14 protein-coding genes are annotated in these 16,629 nt (G+C 67.2%); 4 read left to right on the forward strand and 10 right to left on the reverse strand.

The features are described 5' to 3' along the window. The first annotated feature begins 7 nt into the window (after positions 1-7). Both WKF39_RS02120 and WKF39_RS02125 read left to right on the forward strand, forming a co-directional pair. Positions 8-472 (forward strand): SRPBCC domain-containing protein, encoded by a 465-nt coding sequence (locus WKF39_RS02120; protein WP_340385404.1) that lies wholly within the window; start codon positions 8-10, stop codon positions 470-472. Further along, positions 469-1,506, forward strand: coding sequence for an alcohol dehydrogenase catalytic domain-containing protein (locus WKF39_RS02125; RefSeq protein WP_340385406.1), 1,038 nt, complete (start codon positions 469-471; stop codon positions 1,504-1,506). Before WKF39_RS02120 ends, WKF39_RS02125 begins: the two co-directional genes overlap by 4 nt. Before the next feature lie 9 nt (positions 1,507-1,515). Here the strand turns inward: WKF39_RS02125 and WKF39_RS02130 are convergent, their stop codons facing one another. The 3 genes from WKF39_RS02130 to WKF39_RS02140 are packed head-to-tail and all read right to left on the reverse strand — an operon-like array spanning position 1,516 to position 5,874. Then, a complete protein-coding gene (locus tag WKF39_RS02130) occupies positions 1,516-3,081 on the reverse strand; it encodes a succinic semialdehyde dehydrogenase (protein ID WP_340385408.1) in 1,566 nt (521 codons plus the stop codon). Next, positions 3,078-4,697 (reverse strand): GMC family oxidoreductase N-terminal domain-containing protein, encoded by a 1,620-nt coding sequence (locus WKF39_RS02135; RefSeq protein WP_340385410.1) that lies wholly within the window; start codon positions 4,695-4,697, stop codon positions 3,078-3,080. Before WKF39_RS02135 ends, WKF39_RS02130 begins: the two co-directional genes overlap by 4 nt. Positions 4,698-4,710: 13 nt before the next feature. Then, a complete protein-coding gene (locus WKF39_RS02140) occupies positions 4,711-5,874 on the reverse strand; it encodes a steroid 3-ketoacyl-CoA thiolase (protein WP_340385411.1) in 1,164 nt (387 codons plus the stop codon). 100 nt (positions 5,875-5,974) lie between these two features. Here WKF39_RS02140 and WKF39_RS02145 point away from each other — a divergent pair, with 100 nt between their 5' ends. Continuing rightward, on the forward strand, positions 5,975-7,228 hold the full coding sequence (locus WKF39_RS02145) for a cytochrome P450 (protein ID WP_340385412.1): 1,254 nt from the start codon (positions 5,975-5,977) through the stop codon (positions 7,226-7,228). A 51-nt stretch (positions 7,229-7,279) separates the two neighbouring features. Here WKF39_RS02145 and WKF39_RS02150 read toward each other — a convergent pair whose 3' ends face one another. From WKF39_RS02150 to WKF39_RS02175, 6 genes are all read right to left on the reverse strand, one after another. After that, on the reverse strand, positions 7,280-8,446 hold the full coding sequence (locus tag WKF39_RS02150; protein ID WP_340385413.1) for a thiolase domain-containing protein: 1,167 nt from the start codon (positions 8,444-8,446) through the stop codon (positions 7,280-7,282). Next, positions 8,446-9,501 (reverse strand): thiolase domain-containing protein, encoded by a 1,056-nt coding sequence (locus WKF39_RS02155; protein WP_340385414.1) that lies wholly within the window; start codon positions 9,499-9,501, stop codon positions 8,446-8,448. Before WKF39_RS02155 ends, WKF39_RS02150 begins: the two co-directional genes overlap by 1 nt. 112 nt (positions 9,502-9,613) lie before the next feature. Then, entirely contained in the window at positions 9,614-10,570 is a 957-nt protein-coding gene (locus WKF39_RS02160) for an OB-fold domain-containing protein (protein WP_340385416.1), read from the reverse strand. A 50-nt stretch (positions 10,571-10,620) separates the two neighbouring features. Then, positions 10,621-11,073: a nuclear transport factor 2 family protein gene (locus tag WKF39_RS02165; RefSeq protein ID WP_340385418.1), complete on the reverse strand. Its 453-nt coding sequence runs from the start codon at positions 11,071-11,073 to the stop codon at positions 10,621-10,623. Positions 11,074-11,167: 94 nt separating this feature from the next. After that, the gene (locus WKF39_RS02170) at positions 11,168-12,040 is read right to left on the reverse strand and encodes a DUF1295 domain-containing protein (RefSeq protein ID WP_340385420.1); all 873 of its coding nucleotides are present in this window, start codon (positions 12,038-12,040) and stop codon (positions 11,168-11,170) included. Then, positions 12,037-13,536 (reverse strand): FAD-dependent oxidoreductase, encoded by a 1,500-nt coding sequence (locus WKF39_RS02175; RefSeq protein ID WP_340385422.1) that lies wholly within the window; start codon positions 13,534-13,536, stop codon positions 12,037-12,039. The genes WKF39_RS02170 and WKF39_RS02175 overlap by 4 nt, the downstream gene beginning before the upstream one ends. A gap of 89 nt (positions 13,537-13,625) precedes the next feature. Between WKF39_RS02175 and fadD8 the strand changes: the two genes are divergently transcribed. Next, positions 13,626-15,200, forward strand: coding sequence for a fatty-acid--CoA ligase FadD8 (gene fadD8 / locus WKF39_RS02180; RefSeq protein ID WP_340385424.1), 1,575 nt, complete (start codon positions 13,626-13,628; stop codon positions 15,198-15,200). Here the strand turns inward: fadD8 and WKF39_RS02185 are convergent. Continuing rightward, positions 15,197-16,531, reverse strand: coding sequence for a DUF222 domain-containing protein (locus WKF39_RS02185; protein ID WP_340385426.1), 1,335 nt, complete (start codon positions 16,529-16,531; stop codon positions 15,197-15,199). The genes fadD8 and WKF39_RS02185 overlap by 4 nt on opposite strands. Between the last annotated feature and the right edge of the window lie 98 nt (positions 16,532-16,629).

Raw genomic sequence — 16,629 nt, forward strand, 5'->3', positions numbered from 1 at the left:
GCGCCTCATGACCCGGTCCGGAGCCGGGCACGTCGTCACGTCGGTGGCCGTCGAGATCGAGGCGCCCGCCTCCTTCGTGTGGGACGTGCTGGTCGACTACGAGCGCTATCCGGAGTGGAACCCCTACACGGTTGCCGCGACGACGACGCTGGAGGTCGGTGCGCCGATCGACCTCACCCTGCCGGCGTATGACGGATCGGAGGAGCTGTTCACCACCCGTGAATTCATCCGGGTGGTCGATCCGCCACGCCACCTGCGATACGACAACGCCGACCAGGTCCCGGGCGTCCTCGGGGTGAGGGACCAGTGGATCATCGAGCTCGGACCGGGTCGCTGCTCCTACGGCACGGCCGACACGCTGAGCGGCGAGCTGGCCGACGTCGCCCTGCAGCTGACGGGGGACTGGATCAAGGCGGGTTTCGACGCCGTGGCCCACGCTCTCAAGGCCCGAGCAGAGCTCCTGTGGGCATGAGGGCGCGCCTGAGCGAGCTCGGTTGGGACCATGACCTCGTCGTCGAGCCGGTTGGGGAACCGCCGGTGCCGACCGGCGACGAGATCGTCGTCGAGGTCGAGGCCTGCGGCGTCTGCGGCCGTGACTGCATCGATCGCGCCGGACGGTTCGGGTTCGTCCAGGTCCCGATCACCCCCGGCCATGAGGCGGTGGGGTGGGTGGTCGCCGCCGGCCCGGACGTCACGGAGTGGAGCGTCGGTCAGCGGGTGGCCTCGATGCACAGGGAGGGCTGTGGCACCTGTGAGTCGTGCGTGGCCGGTGAGACCTCGTTGTGCGGCTCGGGTGCAGCAGTCCTCGGCCTGCTGATCGACGGCGGGTATGCCCGCTGGCTCGCCGCCCCACAGGGCTGCTTCTATGCCATCCCCGACCACATGGAACCGGCGCTGGCGGCGGTGTTCCACTGCACTCTGGGCACGGCGTGGCGTGGGCTGACCCGTGCTGGTGTCCGCGCCGGCTCGCGGGTGCTCGTCACGGGCGCCAACGGAGGTGTCGGCGTCGCGGCGCTGCAGATCGCCAGCGGTCTGGGCGCGACCACGATCGCGGTGGTGCGCCGGGCGGAGCAGGCCAGCGCCGCCGAGGCGATGGGCGCCGACAGCGTCATCGTGGACGACGGCAGCAGCTTCCATCGAGGGCTCCCCGGCGGGCCCGTCGACATCGCGATGGACTGCGTCGGGGCCCCGACGCTCAATGCCTCGCTGCGGAGCCTCGTCGTCGGCGGCCGCCTGGTGGCGGTGGGCAACATCACCGGTGAGCGCATCGAGCTCAACATCGGCTATGTCATCACGTTCGGCCTACAGATCACCGGCTCGTCGGGTGCAACGCGCGCCGACATGGCGGGCCTGCTGGCGCACCATGTCCGGCGTCCGTTGGACGTCCCGATCCACGCCCAGCTGCCACTCAGCGATGCCGATCACGCGCAGCGGCTGGTGGCCGCCGGCGGACTGCACGGTCGGGTCGTCCTGGTCCCGGGCATGCCTCGGGCCCAGGCCGGCTGAGCAGGACGTTCAGCGGAGACGGGTCCTGCGCATCAGGCGCAGGGACAGCTGGGTCTGCTTGGCGTACGCGTCATAGGTCTGGTTGGCCTGAGGCTCCATGACCTGCTTCTTGAGCACGCCGATGTTCTGTGCGTCGGTGTACTTCAGCAGACCCTGGTCACCGTGACGAGCGCCGACACCCGACTGCTTCAGCCCGCCCGACGGAGTGCCCTTCGAGGCGTACGCCGTGGCGAGGATGTCGTTGATGTTGACGTTGCCTGAGTCGATCCGTCGCGCCACGGTTGTCGCGCGCTTGAGGTCCGTGCTCCAGACGCTTGCGTTGAGGCCGTAGTCCGTGTCGTTGGCCAGAGCGATCGCCTCGTCCTCGGTGCTGAAGGAGTAGAGGCCCACCACGGGGCCGAAGGTCTCGGTCGAGCCGGCCAGCATCTCCCCAGTGACGCCCTCGAGGATTGTCGGCTCGAAGAACGCCGGTCCGAGGTCAGGCCTCGCCTGTCCACCGGTCAGCACGGTGGCGCCCTTGGCCTTGGCGTCCTCGACGTGCGCGATCACCCGGTCACGGTGGTCGACCGAGACCAGGGAGCCGATGTCAGGCTCGAAGTCGTACGTCGCGCCGATGTTCATGGCCTTGGTCGCAGCGACGAACTTGTCCCGGAACTCGTCGTAGATCGAGTCGTGGACATACAAGCGCTCGATGTGCATGCAGATCTGGCCGGAGTTGCCGAAGCCGCCGAACAGCGCGGCGTGCACGGCCTCATCCACGTTGGCATCCTCGAGGACCAGCATCGGGTTCTTGCCACCCAGCTCGAGGCAGCAGTCGATGAGGTGCTTGCCGGCGAGCTCACCGATGATCCGGCCGGTGGCCGTCGAGCCGGTGAACATGACGTAGTCGGCCTGCGCCAACATCGGCCCTCCGACATCCGGACCCTCTCCGCAGATGACCTGGACCAGGCCGCGAGGCATGCCCGCCTGCTCCAACAGGTGCACACCGAACAAGGGGGAGAGGGCGGTCTTGTTGTCGGGCTTGAGCACGACACCGTTGCCGGGGATCAGCGCCGGGATCGTGTCGGAGATCCCGGTCGCGAACGGAAAGTTCCAGGGGGCGATGATCGCGACGACGCCCTTGGGCCGGCGCACCTCGGTCGAGTGCGACAGCACGGGGACCGGACCGGCGTGACGACGGTCCTTGAGCAGGGACGGAGCGCGCTTGATGTAGTGGCTGGTGCCCATCGGCACGTCGCAGGACTCCTCGAACGCCATCCGCCGGTTCTTGCCGCTCTCGACCTGGATGAGGTCGGTGATGAGGAGCTGATTCTTGATCACGAGCGCGTGGAACTTCTTGATCACCTTGAGCCGCTTCTTGAGCGGCCACGACGCCCACACCTGCTGCGCTGCACGAGCGTCGACGAAAGCCTGCGCGATGTCCCCCTCGGACGACTGGGGCAGCTCGACCAGCAGGTCGCCGGTGTAGACCTCGGTCAGCTTCCAGGTGTTGCCGGTGCTCCCGGGGACACGCCGGACCAGGCCGTCGAGGAATGGTGCGGTGATGGTGGTGGGCCGGGCCGCTGCGGTGCTCATGACAGCACCAGCTCGGCGGCCATGTCGCCGATCATGATCGACGGCGCATTGGTGTTGCCGCCGATGATCGACGGCATGATGGATGCGTCGGCGACCCGCAGGCCCTCCACACCTCTGACCTTGAGATCCGGCCCGACGACCGCTTGGTCGTCGACGCCCATTCGACAGGTCCCGACGCCGTGATAGACGCTCGTGGCCCGATTGAACAGCTCGGCCTTCATCGCATGCGCATCCAGGTCCTTGCCAGGATGGAGCTCGGACTTCACGTTGTCACCGAAGGCGGCCGACTGCATGATCTCCCGGATCATCTCGACACCTTCGAGCAGCACCTGCTGGTCGCCGGCCTCGGCGAGGTAGTTCATGTCGATCAGCGGCGCCTTGCCCGGATCGGCAGATGCGAGCCGGAGCGTGCCGCGGCTGCGCGGGTAGATCAGCGTCGACATCACGGTCAGGGCGGCGCGCGGATCGACCTGGTGGCGGATGGGGGCGTCCTGGTTGGGTGACGGGTATGCCCAGGGCAGCACGTGGATCTGCAGGTCTGGGACGTCGGTGGCCAATGAGGTGCGGACGAACGCGACCGTCTCGAACACCGAGTTCTCCATGAACGAACCACCGCGGGTGAGCTCCTTGGCCAGACCTCGCGCGAAGTACGACGCCCTGCCGCGGTGGAGCGCGCTGGGCATCAGCCAGGTGGTCGGAAGGAACATGTGGTCGTGGAGGTTGTCACCGACCGGGAGGTCGGCGACAACATCGACGCCCTGATCCGCCAGATGGGCGGCGTGACCGATGCCCGACAGCATCAGGAGCTGGGCGGAGCCGAACACCCCTGCTGAGAGGATGACCTCCTTGCCGGCACGGATCGTCCGTGTTGCGCCGCGCTTGTCGGTGATCTCGACTCCGGTTGCGCGGCCGTTCTCGATGATCACCCGGTTGACCCTGGTCTGCGGCTGGACGCTGAGGGTGGCCGGCTCGGCATCGGTGATGTATCCACGTGAAGCGGAGTATCGCTTGCCCTTGTGCGCGCTCTGCTGGAAGGTGCTCACACCTTCTTGCTCGGCGGCGTTGTAGTCCTTGAGGATCTTGACGCCGAGCGTGTCTGCTGCCGCCTGCTGGAACTGCAGGGATGCCTCGGTCGGCTGGGTGTGTCGGGTCACCTTGATCGGACCACCCGCACCGCGGTAGTCATCGGCGCCGTCCTCGAAGTCCTCGACTCGCTGGTAGGACTCGTTGACGGAGTCGGCGTCCCAGCCGGGGTTGCCCTCGGCTGCCCACGAGTCGTAGTTGGCGCGATTGCCGCGCACCCAGAGCATGCCGTTGATCGAGCTCGAACCGCCCACGACCTTGCCGCGCGGCTGCGGCAGCTGGCGGCCGTTGAGATGGGTCTGCGGGGTCGTGTAGTAGCCCCAGTCGACGGTCTTCTTCAGCTGGGGGACCGCGTGCATCGGCCCGATCATGCCCGGTTTGGTGACGAGGAAGGCGGTGTCCTTCTTGCCCGCCTCGAGCAGGATCACCGAGGCGCCGGACGCTGCGAGACGCGACGCGACGGCGGCTCCAGCGCTGCCAGCACCGACGACGACGTAGTCGGCCTCGTTGCGCGGGGTGTTCTTGTCAGTCATGGCGATCCTTCGGTCATATGCGTTCAATGATGGTGCCGGATGCCTGTGCGCCGCCGGCACACATCGAGATCAGTGCGGTGGTCGCGTCCCGGCGCTCCAGCTCGTGCAGTGCGGTGGTCAGCAGCCGGGTGCCGGTCGAGCCGACGGGGTGGCCGAGGGCGATGGCTCCGCCGTTGACGTTGATCTTGTCCTCTGGGACAGCGTGCACCTTGGCCCACGACATGACCACGCCGGCGAACGCTTCGTTGACCTCGCAGATGTCGATGTCGGCGATCGACATACCGGTGTCCGCGAGCAGCCTTTCGGTCGCCTGGACGGGTCCGTCGAGGTGGTAATAGGGATCCGATCCGACGAGGCAGGAGGCGATGATCCGGGCCCGAGGTGTGAGGCCGAGCGTGGCGGCCAGATCAGAGTCCATCAGCAGCAGCGCCGATGCGCCGTCCGAGATCTGTGACGAGGTGCCTGCCGTATGGGTCCCGTCGGGGAGCACAGGGTTGAGGCCGGCCAGCCTCTCCAACGAGGTCTCCCGTATGCCCTGATCGGTCTCGACCACCTGGGCGTCACCGGTGGGCTGGCCGTCCCCATCGAGGACCGGTGCCTTGATCGCGAATATCTCGCGAGCGAAGCGACCCTCGTCGCGAGCCGCGCGGGCCTTCTCCTGGGACCACAGACCGAAGGCGTCGACATCGGCCCGCGAGAACCCACGATCGCGCACGATCCGGTCGGCGCCCTCGAACTGGTTGGGCAGGTCGATCGACCAGTCGTCAGGCCGAGGCGACCCCGCGCCGGACGGGACGTTGGCGCCGAGCGGGACGCGGGACATCGACTCGACACCACAGGCGATGCCCGCGCTGATCAGTCCGGCGCCGATCATGGCGTGGATGAGGTGGGTCGCCTGCTGCGCTGAGGAGCATTGCGCATCGATCTGGGTGGAGGCCGTGGCGTTGGGGAGGCCTGCATGCATCCACGCACGGCGCACCATGTTGTTGGACTGCTCGCCGGCCGAGGTGACGTTGCCACCGATGACCTGGTCAACCACGTCCGCGGGCACACCGGCTCGGGAGATCACCTCGGCCTGGGTCAGGCCGAGCAGAACGGCGGGGTGGAGTCCGGCCAGCACGCCGCTCTTCTTGCCTTGGGGCGTGCGGACAGCATCAACGATCACGGGGGTGCCCATGGGGTAAAACTAGAACACGTTCTCGTCCTGCACAAGACTTCCGAAACGCTGGGAATCGTGTCAGGATGAACTAGAACGTGTTCTAGAAATCAGGAGTGATGTGACCACAACGCCCTCGGCCCCTGCCGTTCCCGCTGTTCCAGCCGGTTTCGACCCGACCGACCCCGACCTGTGTCAGGTGGGTGTCCCACTCGAGCAATTCGTCGAGCTGCGGCAGACGGCGCCGGTCTGGTGGGTCGAGCAGCCGCCGGAAGCACGAGCCGGCTTCGACGGTGAGGGCTTCTGGGCGGTGAGCAGTCACGCCGACGTGTCCGCCGTGTCGAAGAACAGCAAGGACTTCTCCAGCCAGGAGAACGGCGCGATCATCCGCTTCGCTCCTGACATGACCCGGGACCAGGTCGAGTTCCAGAAGGTGATGTTGATCAACCAGGATCCGCCGGACCACACCAAGATCCGGCAGATCATCAGTCGCGGCTTCACGCCGCGCTCGATCGACGCCCAGCATGACGTCCTCGTCCAGCGGGCCAACAGCATCATCGACCTCGCCATCGAGAAGGGCTCAGGCGACTTCGTCGACGAGGTCGCCTCAGAGCTGCCCCTTCAGGCAATAGCCGACCTGATGGGCGTACCGCAGGAGGACCGGCGCAAGCTCTTCGACTGGTCCAACACGATGATGTCCTACGACGACCCCGATTTCGAGGGGAGTCCAGATGATGCCGCCGCTGAGATTCTCGGCTATGCCATGGGACTGGCCGAGCAGCGCCGGGAGAACCCCCAGGACGACATCATCACCAAGCTCGTCACAGCCGATGTCGACGGGCACGGCAAGCTCGGCGAGGACGAGTTCGGCTACTTCGTGATCATGCTGGCGGTCGCCGGCAACGAGACCACCCGCAATGCGATCACTCACGGCATGAACGCGTTCTTCGACCACCCCGATCAGTGGGAGCTGTGGAAGGCCGAGCGGCCAGCGACGATGGTCGATGAGGTGATCCGGTGGGCGACGCCGGTGACCGTCTTCCAGCGCACCGCGCTCAACGACGTGATGGTGGGCGACCAGCAGGTCAAGCAGGGCGAGCGCGTCGGTCTCTACTACGCCAGCGCCAACCACGACGAGAAGGTCTTCACCGACCCCGGGACCTTCGACATCACCCGAAGCCCGAACCCCCACCTGTCGTTCGGCGGACATGGAGCCCACTACTGCATCGGCGCCAACCTCGCCCGGCTCGAGGTCGAGATCATGTTCAACACGATCGCCGACCGGCTTCCTGACATCACCAGGACCGGTGAGGCTCGACGCCTCCGGCATGGCTGGATCAACGGCATCAAGGAGCTCCCGGTCAGGTACGCCTGACCGTCATCGCCGCGTCGGCGGCCCCCCCCGCGGGGGGGCGGGCCGAAGCCGTCAGTGGGCGGGCTTGTCGGCGCCGACGACCCACATCGCGAAGAACTGCGAGCCGCCGCCGTACGCATGCCCCAGCGCCTTTCGGGCACCGTCGACCTGGTGCTCGCCGGCCTCACCCATCACCTGGAGCGCTGCCTCGCCGAAGCGCAGCATGCCGCTGGCGCCGATCGGGTTGGAGGACAGGACGCCACCACTCATGTTGACGGGGATGCGACCTTCGATCCGGGTCTCACCCGCCTCGGTGAGCTTCCAACCGTCCCCGGCCTCGGCGAAGCCGAGATTTTCCAGCCACATCGGCTCGAACCACGAGAACGGCACATAGATCTCGGCGCAATCGATCTCGTCGATCGGCGAGGAGATGCCCACCTGCTTCCACAATGCAGCAGCGGCCTCGCGTCCTGCATGGGGGTTGACCTGGTCGCGCTCTGCGGCCGTCGTGGGCTCGCTGCGCATCTGGGTGCCGTGGATCCACGCTGGGTTCTTGATGCTGGACTTCGCAACGGCACCCTCCGAGGCGATGACCAAGGCTGCTGCGCCATCGGAGGACGGGCAGGTCTCGTCGTACCGGATCGGGTCCCACAGCATCTGTGATGCGAGCACCGACTCCACCGTGGTGTCGGGGTTCTTGAGGTGGGCGAACGGATTCTTCAGCGCGTTCTGCCGGTCCTTTGCGGCCACGATCGCGCCAATGTGCCTAGGGGCCCCGGAACGTCGGATGTAGGAGCGTACGTGCGGTGCGAAGTAGCCGCCAGCTCCGGCGTGCACCGGCATGATGAACGGCACCGGCAGCGACAGCGCCCACATGGCATTGGACTCGGACTGCTTCTCGTACGCGACCGTCAGCACGCGTTGGTGCACCCCGGACTCGACCAGCGACGCGGCAACGATCGCGGTGGATCCGCCGACCGATCCGGCGGTGTGCACCCGGAGCAGAGGCTTGCCCGCAGCGCCGAGTGCCTCGGCGAGGTAGAGCTCGGGCATCATCACGCCCTCGAAGAGGTCGGGCGCCTTGCCGACGACCACCGCGTCGATGTCGTTGAACGTCACCTGGGCGTCTTCGAGAGCACGATCGACCGCCTCGCGCAGGAGCCCGGCCATCGACACATCTTCGCGCTTGGCGCGGTGGTGAGTCTGGCCGAAGCCGATCACGGCAGCGAGTGTGGACATCAACGAGCCTCCATCGTGAGCACCAGGTTCTGCTGCAGCGCCGGTCCCGACGTGGCATGGGCCAGCGCCTTCTTCGAGCGTCCGGCCTGCACCTCGCTGGCGGCCTCGCCGATGCGATTGAGTCCGGCGGTGAACATCGGGTTGGCGGTGAGCGCCCCACCCGACGGGTTGATGCGTACGTCGTCGCCAAGTCCCAGCGCTTTGCGCAGGATCAGCTCCTGGTGCGAGAACGGCGCATGCAGCTCGGCGAGGTCCACCCCGTCAGCTCCAGCGGCAGCACCCGCAGCGGCCGTGCCCTCGGAGGTGGTCAGGTCACGAGCGGTCAGTGAGATCGGCTCGATGCGATGCTCGAACCCGGTGATCCAGGCCGGTGTGCTCTTCAGGCGCTCCAGCGCGGGGGAGTCTGCGGCGGCGATGACCAGGGCGGATGCTCCGTCGGAGACCGGTGCACAGTCCCAGCGACGCAGTGGGTCTGCGTACATCGGCTGGCTGAGCGCGACGTCGACAGTGGTGGCGCCCTTGCGGATCGCCCACTCGTTGTCCGCGGCATCAGTCATCGACCGGGCGACCACCTCGGCCATCTGCTGCTCGGTCCACAGTCCCTTCTCGAGTCCCAGACGTGCCTGCATGCCGGCGATCGACACGGCGTCGGGCCACAGTGGCGTGACGGTGTAGGGGTCGAGCTGCAGTGTCATCGTGCGGCGGAGCGTGCCCGCGGAGGACTTGCCGAAGCCATAGACCAGCGCGGTGTCGACGTGGCCTGTCTGGATCTTGATCCACGCTTCGTACAGCGCCCAGGCGGCGTCCATCTCGACGTGCGACTCCATGACGGGCGGCAGTGCGCCGATCGCGTCGACGGCTGCGACGAACGAGAAGCCGCGCCCGGCGAGGTAGTCGCTGGAGCCGGAGCACCAGAAGTCGATGTCACTCTTGGTCCAGCCGGTCTCTTCCCAGATGTCGGCGAACATCGGTACGAGCTGCTCGACGCAGGTCGGCGAGCCGTCGAACACCTTTTCCTGCCGCTGGGAGAACCCGACGATCGCCACGTCTCTCATGCCGCCACCTCCGTGGAAAAGGCACGGTACGGAGGCATCGGCTCCGTGGAGAAGGCACGGTACGGAGGCATCGGCATGAGGTGCTGACTGCTTGCTCGCTGGCGCTCGCTCGTCATAGGTGGTTCCTGTAGGTCTCGTAGTCGGCGTCGGGCTCGCCCGTCGGCTCGAAGTAGCTGATGTTCTCGACAGTGGTGCCCCACTCGTCCTTCGGCTTCCACGCCGCCTTGACGCGCATGCCCATCCGCACGTCAGCGGCGTCCACGCCGAGGATCAGGTGCAGGAACGCGATGTCGGCCCCGTCGAGCAGCACGTAGGCCGAGACGTAGGGGATCTGGATCTTCTGTCCGGCGAATGGCACGTTGACGATGCAGAACGTGGTGATGGTGCCGGTGTCGGCAACCTCGACCTCGTCCGTGGTCGGCACACCGTCCACGGGGCAGGCGCCGCGCGGTGGCACGTAGACCTTTTCGCACACGGGGCAGCGCTGGCCGATGAGCTTGCCCTCGGCGAGCCCGCGGAAGAACTTCGACTCCTCTGGCGACGCGGCGTAGTCATACAGGAGGTGAACCGGGGAGATGATCCCTTCCACCTGGTCGCCTTCGGGACCTGGGATGGTCGCCGGCGAGTCGCACTCGGGCTCGAACCAGCGGATGTCGTTGATCGCTCCGACAGGTTCGTCAGCCCACACGGCGCGCACGCGCATACCGGTCTGGATGTCGGCGGCAGAGTCGACGGCGACGGCGTGGAGCAGCGGTCGATCAGCACCGTCGAGCGCAATCTGCGCGAACGCGAACGGCTTGTCGAGCGGCTGGCCGGGCACGGGCTCCGGCACCCAGGCCCAGCTCTGGACGATGCCCACATCGGCGACCGGCCGAAGCTCGGTGATGGGGGCGAACGTCGTGCCGTCGTACTCAGGCGGCGGGACTGCCACGGTTCCGTCGGAGAGCACGCCACCCAGGATCTGACGGCGCTTGAGGCCGGTCATGAATCCAGAGAGCGTGGGGCCGAGCGATCGGGTGTAGTCGAACTCGACGTTCAGGGGTGCGTGCAGGGTTCCATGTCCGGTCACGGGACAAAGTGAAACACGTTCTAGTTTTGCCTGCAAGAGGTCTCTGCCGGTCAGGCCGAGGTGAATGACGCCATCGTGCGGTCGGGCTCCCAGTACGCCTTCATCGAGGCGACCCGGCCGTCGTCATTGACGACGTAGACCATGATCAGGTCGGTCGTGGTGTGCGAGCCGTCGGCGAAGGAGGTCTTGATCCGCCCGACGTTCGCACACGTGCTGCTGCCGGGATTGGCGAACGAGTCGGTGATCGTGAACTCGAAGGTGTCGATCGGTGCGATGGCGACGTCCCAGAACGCCGAGATGCCGTCGTGACCGCGGTGTCCCTCACCCTTCTCATCGAACATCGACGGACCGACGGGATCCTCGAGCACGGCGTCCTCGGCATACACGCTGAGCCATTCCGTGAGGTCACCCTTGGCGACCGCGGAGTAGGAGCGCTGCGATGCTTCACGCGCGGGGTGGGGGTCGTTCGGGGCGTTCCAGGTGATGGCGTCCGAGGTGATCATGAGTTCTCCTTCGATGGGTTGCCTCTGATGCCGCGGTAGATGCCGCGCTTCACGATCAGTGGTTGGAGCAGGGCGTCGTTAACCTTCGGCCTGGTCAACGCTTGGCCTTCGGTGGCCGCGGCCAGAAGACGGAGACCCGTTCGATCACGTCCTGATAGTCCGGACGGCGCTCGAGGCTGCGCTTCTCCATCATCGGGATGCTCGCGAAGACGAACATCATCAGCATCGCGAGGGTTCCGGCGAACACCCACCACCAGTCGTCCGGCGACGCGGCGAGGCCGAACAGGGCCAGGGACAGCCAGAAGCCGACCTCGCCGACGTAGTTGGGGTGCCGCGACCACGACCACAGGCCGCGGTCCATGACCTGACCCGGCTGGCGATCCCGGACGAACCGGTGCATCTGCTGGTCGGCGCCGAGCTCGAGGGCGACCGCGCCCAGGCCGACCCCGCAGGCAACGACGTCGAGCCAGCCCACGCCCCGGTCCGTATGCGTGACGACGACATAGGCAGGGGTCAACGCCAAGAAGACCTGCAAGGTCGGGAACACGTGGATCGCCATCAGGTCGGTGGAGGCCTCGAGCCTGCCGGCCCCCTCCTTGAGCATCGGGTAGCGCCAGTCCTCGTGGTGCATGCCGGGCCACCCATACGCCCAGTTGGCCGTCAGGCGTATCGCCCACACGGAGATGACCAGCAGCACGAGCCACATGCGGGCCCCCTCGGCGCCGGTCTCGGCCCACCAGTAGATGAAGATCGCCGGCGGGATGACGCTCCAGTACGCGTCGTAGAAGCTGGAGTTCTGGTAGATCCGGCTGGCGCCGAAGATCACGAGGGTCGCGAGGAGATCGGCCACCAAGGTGTCGAGCCACAGCCGGTCAGTGCTGGGACCCCACCCGAGCCAGGCGGCCGCGACGGCGAACGCGATGACGTATGCGAGGGCGACGCGGACCAACGACTGGGTCTTGCTCATGTCCCCTCCGCCGCGCTTATGTGTTGCACGGCGAGCGAGGCGAACACCAGCGCCTGGCCCAGCGGTGCGCCGGGCCCGGGATAGACCGAACCGAATATCGATGCAGCGCTGTTGCTGGTCGCGTAGAGGCCCGGGATCGGCCGGCCGTCCCCGCGGAGAACCCTCCCGTTCTCGTCGGTGACCAGACCACCTTTGGTGCCGAGGTCCGACAGCACGAACCGCGCGGCGTAGAAAGGGGGAGTGTCGATCGGGACCAGAGCCCTGTCGGCCCCGCCGGTGAAGAAGGCGTCGTACTCGTCGACGCCGCGGCCGAAGTCGTCGAGGCCGCTCTCGACACCTGCGTTGAACCGGTCGATCGTCTCACTCAGGTCGGTCAGACCACGCAGGGACGCCAGCTCGGCAAGCGTGTCAGCGCGGACCCACGTGCCGGCGGCAAGATGCTGCTCCGGATCGCCCTCGGGCATCGCGATCGCCGGCAACCGCCCACCCTCGCGGGAGTCGAAGACGAGGTGGGACGGAATCCGGTCGGCTGACTCGGCCATCGCACGTCCGAAGCGGTCGTAGGGGAGGCACTCGTTCGCATACCGACGGCCGTGCGTGTCGACCATGACGCCTCCGCGGAACCCGAGCGTGAAGGATCCGCCGCCGTCCGGCTGCTCGAGGCCGGGGCACAGCCAGCCCTGGTCCATGTGGTCGATCGCGGCTCCGAGAGTGAGCCCGGCCTCGATGAGCTCGCCGGCGTTCGTACCGGCCGGCGCCATGGTCCACTCGGCGTCGCCGGGCACGCCGTACTCGAGACGCATGGCCGAGCTGCCCTCGAATCCGCCCGCGGCGACGAGGACGCCCCGGTCGGCCCGTATCGAGGTCGGTCCGTCAGCGGCGGTCGCCTCGACGCCGACCACGCGACCGTCCTCGACGAGGTAGTCGGTCACGTGGTGGCCGGTCAGCACGGTGCCTCCTTCGCGGACGAAGGCATGGAGCGCGCGGGCGATCAGCGCCTGCCCACCCGTGAGGGTCCTGCGTCCGCCCGCGCCGACCCGGTCACTCTCGACCGGTGGGCGTACGAGTGCGGCGACCTCCGCGGGCAGCTCGTCGCGGCGGATGTCGACGGGTTGGATCGACCGCCCCATCGTCACGCGCCCGGGAGCGTCGAAGTACTCAGGGAACGGCAGCCACTCGAACTCGAACGCGTCGTCGGCCTCCAGCGTCGCCACGAGCGTCGGGGCTTCGGCCAGGAAGGTCTCGACGACGGAGGGGAAGGGCGCGGGCAGCAGCGCCTCGAGGTAGGCCCGCGCGGACTCGGTTGAGTCGTCGACACCCGCCCGTTGCTGCACGTCGGAACCGGGGAGCCAGCAGGCGCCGCCGGAGTAGGCCGAGGTCCCACCGATCAGGTCGGTGCGCTCCAGCACCACTGTGCTGAGGCCCGACCGCTGCGCCAGGTAGGCCCCGATCAGGGCTCCGCCACCTGATCCGACCACGACGACGTCGGACGTCATGCCGTATGACTCGGTCGCTGGCGGCTGTTCATCCGCACATGGTAGGCCAAAAACTGGAACACGTTCTATCTGTGATCTAGTCTCGTGCCATGGCTCTGACAATCGACGGCGACACCTACCGAGTCCCGCACTCGGGGCAGATGCTCCTACACTCACTCAGGCGACACCGCAACGCCCCCGTCCTCCAGCTCGGGGACCGCACCATCACCGGGCAGGCGATGGCCGACCAGATGAGCTGCTACGTGCGAGCGCTGGAGGATCTGGGCGCGGGCACCGGCACCGCGGTCGGCCTGCTCGCCGCCAATCGGCCGGAGGTCCTGTTCCTGATCGGCGCCGGGCAGACGCAGGGATATCGGCGCACCGCACTGCACCCGCTCGGATCGCTCGACGATCACGCCTACGTGCTCGAGGACGCCGGCGCGACTGCCCTGATCGTCGACAACCTGCCGCCCTTCCTGGAGCGGGCCGAGGCGCTTCAGCACAAGGTCCCCGGACTCACGACGGTGATCACGATCGACGACCTCGCGGCGAGGGCTGCGACGTACGAGGTGCAGCCCCTGGTCGCCAAGGAGCTCCCACCCGATCACGTCGTCGGCGTCACCTACACCGGGGGTACGACCGGCAAGCCCAAGGGCGTGATCGGTACGGCGTCGAGCATCGCTGCGATGACCCACGTACAGCTGGCCGAGTGGGAGTGGCCTGACGCTCCGACCTTCCTCATCTGCACACCGCTTTCGCATGCCGGTGCGGCGTTCTTTGCCCCGACGGTCGCCAAGGGTGGGCGGCTCGTGGTGCTGCCCGGGTTCGACCCGGCGACCGTGCTGCGTACGATCGAGGAGGAGCGGATCACCGCGACGATGCTGGTCCCGAGCATGCTCTACGCGCTGATGGACCATCCGGACTCACGAACCCGTGACCTGTCCAGCCTGGAGACCGTCTACTACGGCGCCGCGGCGATCAACCCGACCCGTCTTGCTGAGGCAATCGATCGCTTCGGCCCGATCTTCGCGCAGTACTTCGGTCAGTCCGAGTGCCCGATGGTGATCACCTATCTGGCCAAGGCCGATCACACCCCCGAGCGACTCGCCAGCTGCGGCCGCCCCAGCGCCTTCCTGCGCACGGCCTTGCTAGGCGAGGACGGTCACCCCGTGCCGCAGGGAGAGCCGGGGGAGATCTGTGTCGCCGGACCGGTTCTCGCCGCCGGCTACTGGAACAAGTCTGAGGAGACCGCGGAGGCGTTCCACGACGGTTGGCTGCACACCGGTGACATCGCACGCGAGGACGAGGACGGCTTCTGGTACATCGTGGATCGAGTGAAGGACATGATCGTCAGCGGTGGATTCAACGTGTTCCCGCGCGAGGTCGAGGACGTCATTGCTGAGCACCCGGCGATCGCCCAGGTCGGCGTGATTGGCACTCCGCACGAGAAGTTTGGCGAGGCGGTCACGGCGATCGTCGTGCTGCGCGAGGACGCGGCCCATGACGACGAGGCATGTGCCAGGTTGACGGCAGAGATCCAGGCATCGGTGAAGGATCGCAAGGGTGCGGTCCAGTCGCCGAAGCAGGTCATCGTCGTGGACTCCCTGCCGCTGACCGCTCTGGGCAAACCGGACAAGAAGGCGCTGAGGTCGCAGTTCTGGACCGGCGCCCGCAGCGTCGGTTAGGCAGCCGCGGTGTGGGGTCTGAATCTCGCATTGCGCAGGGGTCTGCGTCGGGGGTCAACCGTGGCGGGTGGGATGTAGTCGGGGTGCCCGTCCTCGGCGAAGACGATGTCCCAGTGTTGGACGTGCACGATGCGGTGATGGTGGGCGCAGATGAGGACGCCGTCGACGAGATCGGTGGTGCCGCCTTCGGCCCACCGTTTGCGTGCATGGTGGCCGACGCACCAGGACGGCGGGCGGTCGCAGCCTGGGAAGGTGCAGCCGCCGTCACGCTTGCCCATGGCCCGGCGTTGGGCTGTCGTGAAGCAACGTTCCTTGCGTCCGCAGTCCAGGGGGAGTGGGCCACCGTTGAACACCATCGGCAGAAGCCCCTGCTCGCAGGCCATGCGACGCGCCTCACCGGCGGAAATGCGGCATCCGGTGGACACAGTGCCCGCCTTGAGCCCGTCGATGAGGCTGTCGAGGTCGATGTTGACGGTCACGGTGGTGCCGACTCCAGCAGTCTGGGGGAGCTTGTCGCCGGGCAGGTGTTCGATCAGGGTGCAGAACGCTGAGGCCATCTGCTGGCCATACGTCGGTTTGTCGTCCAGCACCGCCAGCGCCGGGTCGTCGACTGCTTTGCCGGCGGCCATCTTGATCTGGGGTGCGTTGATGGCCTGGAGGACGTTCTTGAGCATTTCGCCTTGGGCTTCAGGGATGATGAACTCGCCCTTGTAGGTGCCGTCGCGGCGGTCCGCGATCCACCAATAGGAGTTGGCCCAGGCTTTGGCCTCTCGAGCGATGAGGATGTCGTTCTCGTGTGCGTCGACCTTGTCGGGAGCGAAGGTGTCACTGATCCGGTCGGCTCGGCGGGACAGGTCCTTCAACGTCATTCGCGGGGCGTCGTCCAGCAGCTGGTTCTCGCACCCGTCACGTTGCGCCTCGGTGGGCCCGCCGGGTAGTGCCGTGAGTTTGTCGGCGATCAGCTCTGCCTGAGCCAAGGACACCTCGCCCCGAGCCAGTGCCTGCTGGGTGGCGGACACTGATTCGAGCTTCATGGCCTGCTTGACCAGCCGGTTGCCAGCGGCGGGATCGCCACCGAAGGTGTTGGCCAGCATCGCGCCGGTCGACGTTGCGCCCACGGTCGCGGCCGCCTCGGAGGCGTCGGCCGCATGAGCGGCGGCCAGCTGATGGGCCTTGACCCGGGACTCCAGCCGGGCCAGCGCCTCACAAGCAGCAATCTGGCCCGCCTGCGTCAAGGTGGCGTAGGAGCCGAGCGCAATCGAGTCCAACGCACCGGCGGCCGCTGACAGAGCGGGCGCAACGGCGGTCGGCAGCGGGGAGGACTCGAACATGTGTTCTATTCAATCAGAAAGCGCTGCTTCATGCAAGGCATGTGCGACTATTTTTATTGTTATTGCAGGAAATTAGTGACATCGTAAGGCTGCCGCCC

Source organism: Aeromicrobium sp., assembly GCF_037719875.1.
Lineage (GTDB): Bacteria > Actinomycetota > Actinomycetes > Propionibacteriales > Nocardioidaceae > Aeromicrobium.

Bases quoted from the DNA above. Each gene is read 5' to 3' on its own strand.
- WKF39_RS02120 (WP_340385404.1), top strand. From the start codon at position 8: ATGACCCGGTCCGGAGCCGGGCACGTCGTCACGTCGGTGGCCGTCGAG.
- WKF39_RS02125 (WP_340385406.1), top strand. From the start codon at position 469: ATGAGGGCGCGCCTGAGCGAGCTCGGTTGGGACCATGACCTCGTCGTC.
- WKF39_RS02130 (WP_340385408.1), bottom strand. From the start codon at position 3,081: ATGAGCACCGCAGCGGCCCGGCCCACCACCATCACCGCACCATTCCTC.
- WKF39_RS02135 (WP_340385410.1), bottom strand. From the start codon at position 4,697: ATGACTGACAAGAACACCCCGCGCAACGAGGCCGACTACGTCGTCGTC.
- WKF39_RS02140 (WP_340385411.1), bottom strand. From the start codon at position 5,874: ATGGGCACCCCCGTGATCGTTGATGCTGTCCGCACGCCCCAAGGCAAG.
- WKF39_RS02150 (WP_340385413.1), bottom strand. From the start codon at position 8,446: ATGTCCACACTCGCTGCCGTGATCGGCTTCGGCCAGACTCACCACCGC.
- WKF39_RS02155 (WP_340385414.1), bottom strand. From the start codon at position 9,501: ATGAGAGACGTGGCGATCGTCGGGTTCTCCCAGCGGCAGGAAAAGGTG.
- WKF39_RS02165 (WP_340385418.1), bottom strand. From the start codon at position 11,073: ATGATCACCTCGGACGCCATCACCTGGAACGCCCCGAACGACCCCCAC.
- WKF39_RS02170 (WP_340385420.1), bottom strand. From the start codon at position 12,040: ATGAGCAAGACCCAGTCGTTGGTCCGCGTCGCCCTCGCATACGTCATC.
- WKF39_RS02175 (WP_340385422.1), bottom strand. From the start codon at position 13,536: ATGACGTCCGACGTCGTCGTGGTCGGATCAGGTGGCGGAGCCCTGATC.
- fadD8 (WP_340385424.1), top strand. From the start codon at position 13,626: ATGGCTCTGACAATCGACGGCGACACCTACCGAGTCCCGCACTCGGGG.
- WKF39_RS02185 (WP_340385426.1), bottom strand. From the start codon at position 16,531: ATGTTCGAGTCCTCCCCGCTGCCGACCGCCGTTGCGCCCGCTCTGTCA.